The organism is Kitasatospora sp. NPDC057512 (assembly GCF_042802135.1).
Taxonomy (GTDB): Bacteria; Actinomycetota; Actinomycetes; order Streptomycetales; family Streptomycetaceae; genus Kitasatospora.
This window is the reverse complement of sequence record NZ_JBHVET010000704.1, coordinates 1-4,514: the sequence shown is the minus strand read 5'-3', so window position 1 is coordinate 4,514 and position 4,514 is coordinate 1. Positions and strand designations below refer to the sequence as shown.

4 protein-coding genes are annotated in these 4,514 nt (G+C 76.4%); 1 reads left to right on the top strand and 3 read right to left on the bottom strand.

From position 1 onward, the window contains the following. Positions 1-24 precede the first annotated feature (24 nt). Together ACFU6K_RS32255 and ACFU6K_RS32250 are read right to left on the bottom strand one after the other, a co-directional pair. On the bottom strand, positions 25-666 hold the full coding sequence (locus ACFU6K_RS32255) for a transglycosylase SLT domain-containing protein (protein WP_380669071.1): 642 nt from the start codon (positions 664-666) through the stop codon (positions 25-27). Positions 667-1,207: 541 nt separating this feature from the next. Further along, positions 1,208-2,071, bottom strand: a complete 864-nt coding sequence (locus ACFU6K_RS32250; RefSeq protein WP_380669069.1) for an EI24 domain-containing protein — start codon at positions 2,069-2,071, stop codon at positions 1,208-1,210. Positions 2,072-2,211: 140 nt separating this feature from the next. On the opposite strand from ACFU6K_RS32250, the gene ACFU6K_RS32245 reads away from it, so the two are divergent. Then, positions 2,212-3,000 (top strand): S1 family peptidase, encoded by a 789-nt coding sequence (locus ACFU6K_RS32245; protein ID WP_380669067.1) that lies wholly within the window; start codon positions 2,212-2,214, stop codon positions 2,998-3,000. Between the two features lie 139 nt (positions 3,001-3,139). On the opposite strand, the gene ACFU6K_RS32240 is transcribed toward ACFU6K_RS32245, so the two are convergent. After that, positions 3,140-4,360 (bottom strand): helix-turn-helix domain-containing protein, encoded by a 1,221-nt coding sequence (locus tag ACFU6K_RS32240; protein WP_380669065.1) that lies wholly within the window; start codon positions 4,358-4,360, stop codon positions 3,140-3,142. Positions 4,361-4,514: the final 154 nt, after the last annotated feature.

Here is a 4,514-nt window from a genome sequence, read left to right as displayed (position 1 = left end):
CTCGGCGGCCGAACGGGGTCCGGCCTAGTACCAGTGGTGGGCCTGCCAGAACGACCAGGCGGCGCAGGGGCTGCCGTAGCGGGTGTTCATGTAGTTCAGGCCCCACTTGATCTGGGTGGCCGGGTTGGTGCGCCAGTCGGCGCCCGCGGAGGCCATCTTGGAGCCGGGCAGGGCCTGGACCAGGCCGTAGGCGCCGGAGGACGCGTTCACCGCGAGGGGGTTCCAGCTGCTCTCGCGGAACACGATGTTGCTGAAGCACTGGAGCTGGCCGGCCGGGACGATCTGCGCGGCGATCTGCTGCGGGGTGCCGGAGTAGGCGGCCGGGGCGCTGTTCAGGTCCTGGCGCTGCTGGGAGCGGGAGGCGGCGGCCTCGGCGTCGGCCTTGGCCTTGGCGTCGGCCTGGGCCTGCGCCTGCGCCTCGGCCTGGGCGGCGGCGTCCGCCTCGGCCTGGGCCTGGGCGGCCTGCTCGGCGGCGGCAGCGGCAGCGGTGTCGGCCTGGCCCTGCTCGGCGACCAGCGTTCCGTCCACCGACACGGCGGCCACGGGGGCGGCCTCGGTGCCGTTCCCGGCCTGCGGGATGGCGAGGGCCGCGGTGGCGGCGCTCGCGACCATGAGGGTGGCGACGCCGGTGATCAGGGAGTTGCGGCGGGCATGGCTGAGCTGCATGGGGCGGACGATCCTTCTCCGTCGGGGGCCGTGCCAGTGGCACCGGGGGCGGGGCATCGCGTGGGCTCCGGGTGAGCGGGGCCCGTGCGGCCGCCCTGGACGGCCGTGGCGCCCCGGCGGTAACGGCGGGGCGGGCGGGCTGCGCGGCGGCGGGGGTGGTCGGCTGCGCTGCCTGGCGACGGGCCATTCTTGGCAGGGCCGGGGACGGGTGGCAAAGGCGTTCGCTACTACGCCGGATCGTGGTCGCGGGGCGGCCGCGGCAGGGTGCGGTGACAGATTTGTGGTTGTTTGTCCGGATTGTCCATCCAGGGGTCGGGGGCGGTACGCGACGCGGGATCGACAGGGCGTGAGCCGTGATGGCCTGTGTTCTTCGGGCGGGGCGCGGTGGCGCGCGGTCCGGCCGGGGTGCCCCGGCGCCCGCCGGCGGGGGGTCTGCGGGCCGGCATCCACTATCGGGGATCGTGGATGGGGATCCCCCTGTGGGCGGGCTCACACGCCCGCGGGGGCGAGGTCGGCGCAGCGTGACCGGTCGGTGACGGTCTCAGTTCGCGTACGGGTTGCCCGGGACGGGCCGTGCGGGGGTGCCGGAGAAGGCCGAGGGGTCGGGGGCGGTGGAGCGCTCGGAGGCCGGGCCGTGCTCCTCCCTCCCCTCCTCCGGCTCCTCGGGCGCGGCCGGGACGAGGTCGCGGGCGAGCAGGGTGGCGCCGGCGACGGCCCCCGGCATGGCGAGCACCGTGACCAGCGGCACCAGGAAGGCCAGCACCAGCGGCGTGCCGAATCCGAGCGCCAGTCCGAGCCGGGCGCGCAGCAGTCGGATCCGCTCCGGCTGGGGCACCTGGCGCCGCTGCAGGGCGACGGCCGTCAGCTCGACGGTCAGGAAGAAGCCGGACACCAGGAAGCCGACCGCCGGGACCACCGTCTGCCCGACCACCGGGATGAACCCGCAGGCGAACAGCAGCACGCCGAACCCGGCCACCCGCACCAGGACGTACACGCTGTCGCGCACCGCGATCAGCAGCTCCCGCCAGAGCGCGGTGTCCGGCGGGGTGGGCGCGCCGCCCTCGGTCTCGTCGACCTCGGCGCAGAGCGCCTCGTAGAAGGGCTGGCCGACCAGCAGGGTGACGGCGGTGAAGGTGAGCAGGGAGAGCAGCAGGCCGCCGCCGAAGGCGACGGCCGCGAGCGTGTCGCGCAGCAGACCCCGCCAGGGGGAGGCCCAGTGGTCGGCGAACGGGGTCGCCCAGTCCGCGAGGTCCAGCGACCAGGCGCCGAGGAAGGCGAGCGCGACGACGTAGCCGGCCAGGGTGAGCAGGGCCGGCAGCATCCCGAAGCCCCACCAGCGGCCGTGTCGGCCCACCCACTTCTGGCCCTCGACCAGGTACTTCGCCCCCGCCACAAGATCTCGCATGGGCGATCACCCTAGGGCTTCCGCGCCCGGAACCCCGCATTGCCGTGTTCCTGCCAGTTCCGACCGGCAAGGGCCGACCCCTCCTGCCGCGCCGCCCGCCGGGCCACTCTCGGTCTTCCCTCACCTGCAAGGAGGATCTGATGAAGCGTCAACTCGGCAGATTCGTCTGCCTGCTGGCCGGCCTGGTGCTCGGCGCCGGCGCGCTCGTGCTGCCCGCCGCGGCCTCACCCGAGCCGTCGCCGAGCGTGGTCGGCGGCACGCGGGCGGCGCAGGGCGAGTTCCCGTTCGTGGTGCGGCTCTCGATGGGCTGCGGCGGCGCGCTCTACACCTCGCAGATCGTGCTCACCGCCGCCCACTGCGTCGACGGCACCGGCGCCGACAGCAGCATCACCGCCACCGCGGGGGCGGTCGACCTGAACAGCGGCAGCGCGATCAAGGTCCGCTCCTCGTACGTGTACCAGTCGCCCGCCTTCACCGGCGCCGAGAACGGCGACGACTGGGCGCTGATCAAGCTGGCCTCGCCGGTGAACGGCGGCCAGGTCGCCACCCTGCCGATCGCCACCTCCAGCACCTACGACAGCGGCACCTTCACCATCATGGGGTGGGGCGCCGCGCGCGAGGGCGGCGGCCAGCAGCGGTACCTGCTCAAGGCGACCGTGCCGTTCGTCGACGACGCCACCTGCGCCCGCGCCTACCCGGGGCTGAACGCGGCCGGCTCGCTCTGCGCGGGCTACGTCTCCCAGGGCGGCGTCGACACCTGCCAGGGTGACTCCGGCGGCCCGATGGTCCGGCAGGACGCGGCGGGCCGCTGGGTCCAGGTCGGCATCGTCAGCTGGGGCAACGGCTGCGCCCGCGCGGGCTACCCGGGCGTCTACACCCAGGTGAGCACCTACGCGGCCGACATCGCCGCGGCGGCGGCCGGCCTCTGATCCGAGCCGGCGGCTCCCCGAGCCGACCGGAAGGTCTCTGATCCGACCCGGCAGGGCCGGTCGAAGCGGTACGGCAGGGCCGGTCACCACACCCGCAGGTGGTGGCCGGTCCTGCCGTTCTGGGACAACGGGGACGGCCTCACCCGCGCAGCCACTCCTCGCTCCGCCGTCGCTCCCGGGCGATGCGGCCGGTGGCCTGCGGGGGCAGGCGGGTGAGCAGGGCGACGGCGGCGTCGGTGTGGCCGGCGAGGGCGTGGGCGCCGGCGAGGCGGGCGGTGACCAGGGCGTGGTCGCGCGGACGGGCGGCCGGGTCGAGGAGCCGCAGGGCGGCCTCCAGCCAGGCCGCCGCGGTGCGGGCGTGGCCGGTGCGGCCGGTGCGGACGGCGAGGTCCCGGTGGCAGGTGCCGTGCGCGACGGCCAGGACCAGGTCGGCGCGGTCCGCCCAGGGCGTCGGCTCGCCGGTGCGCAGCGCGGCGTCGGTCAGTCGGCGGGCGTCCGCCAGGGTCCGGCGCACCAGCGGCGCCCGGCCGGCCAGCGCGTGGGCGTGGGCCTGGGCGACGGCGGTCCAGGCCCGCAGTCCCGGCAGGGGAGGCGCGGCGGTCCGGGCGGCCTCGGCCAGGGCGAGCGCGGTGGCCGGGTCGCCGTGCCACCAGTACAGGGTGCTCTGCCGGGCGAGCAGCGCGGCCGCGGTGATCCGGTCGCCGGTCGCGCGCGCCCACTCCAGCCCGGTGGCGTACCAGCTGAGCGCGCGGGCGTGGCGGTCGCCCTCGAAGTGGGCCCAGCCGGCGAGTTCGGCGTACTGGGCGGCGAGTGAGCGGTCGGCGAGTGAGCGGTCGGCGGCGGGGTGCTCGCGCGGGTCGGGGTGCGGCCGGCCGAGCAGGGTGTGGGCGTGGTGCTCCAGGACGGTGGCCAGTTCCTCGCCGCCGATCCGGCCCGCGGCGGCTCGGTAGACGGCAAGCAGGTGGGCGAGCACCTCGACGGTGGCGGCGTCCGGCGGGCCGGTGGCGGTGGCGTCGAGCGGTGGCGGGGTGGCGGCGGCGCGTTCGCCGAGGTGTTCGCGCTCCTGCTGGACGGCCTGCCAGAGGTCCGCCAACTCGCCGTCGGCGTGCAGGAGTTCGTCGGCCCGGGCGGGCATCCCGGGCGGCGGCCAGCGGTGGGCGTTCTCCACCCGGCTGATCAGTGAGTCGTGGTAGCCGAGCAGTCGGCCGAACTCGGCCTGGCTGAGGCCGCGGGCCTCGCGCCAGTGGCGCAGTCGGCGGCCGAAGCGCAGGCGCGCGGACCCCGGTCCCGTACGGGGCGGCGGCGGGGGCGGCTGGGGTGGTGGCGGCGGGGGTGGCGTGGGGGCGGGGAGGGACGGCACGGGGTCTCCCGGAGGGGGCGGGGGAGCGCTCGTGGGGGAGCGCCCTGCCCTGGTATCCCCGTTGACGTGCCTTGGTCAAACTGGACGGTGGTGCCGCGCGGCGCGGAACGGAACGGCGCCGGGCCCGGGAGCCTCCGCATCGGCTCCCGGGCCC

Bases quoted from the DNA above. Each gene is read 5' to 3' on its own strand.
- ACFU6K_RS32255 (WP_380669071.1), bottom strand. From the start codon at position 666: ATGCAGCTCAGCCATGCCCGCCGCAACTCCCTGATCACCGGCGTCGCC.
- ACFU6K_RS32250 (WP_380669069.1), bottom strand. From the start codon at position 2,071: ATGCGAGATCTTGTGGCGGGGGCGAAGTACCTGGTCGAGGGCCAGAAG.
- ACFU6K_RS32245 (WP_380669067.1), top strand. From the start codon at position 2,212: ATGAAGCGTCAACTCGGCAGATTCGTCTGCCTGCTGGCCGGCCTGGTG.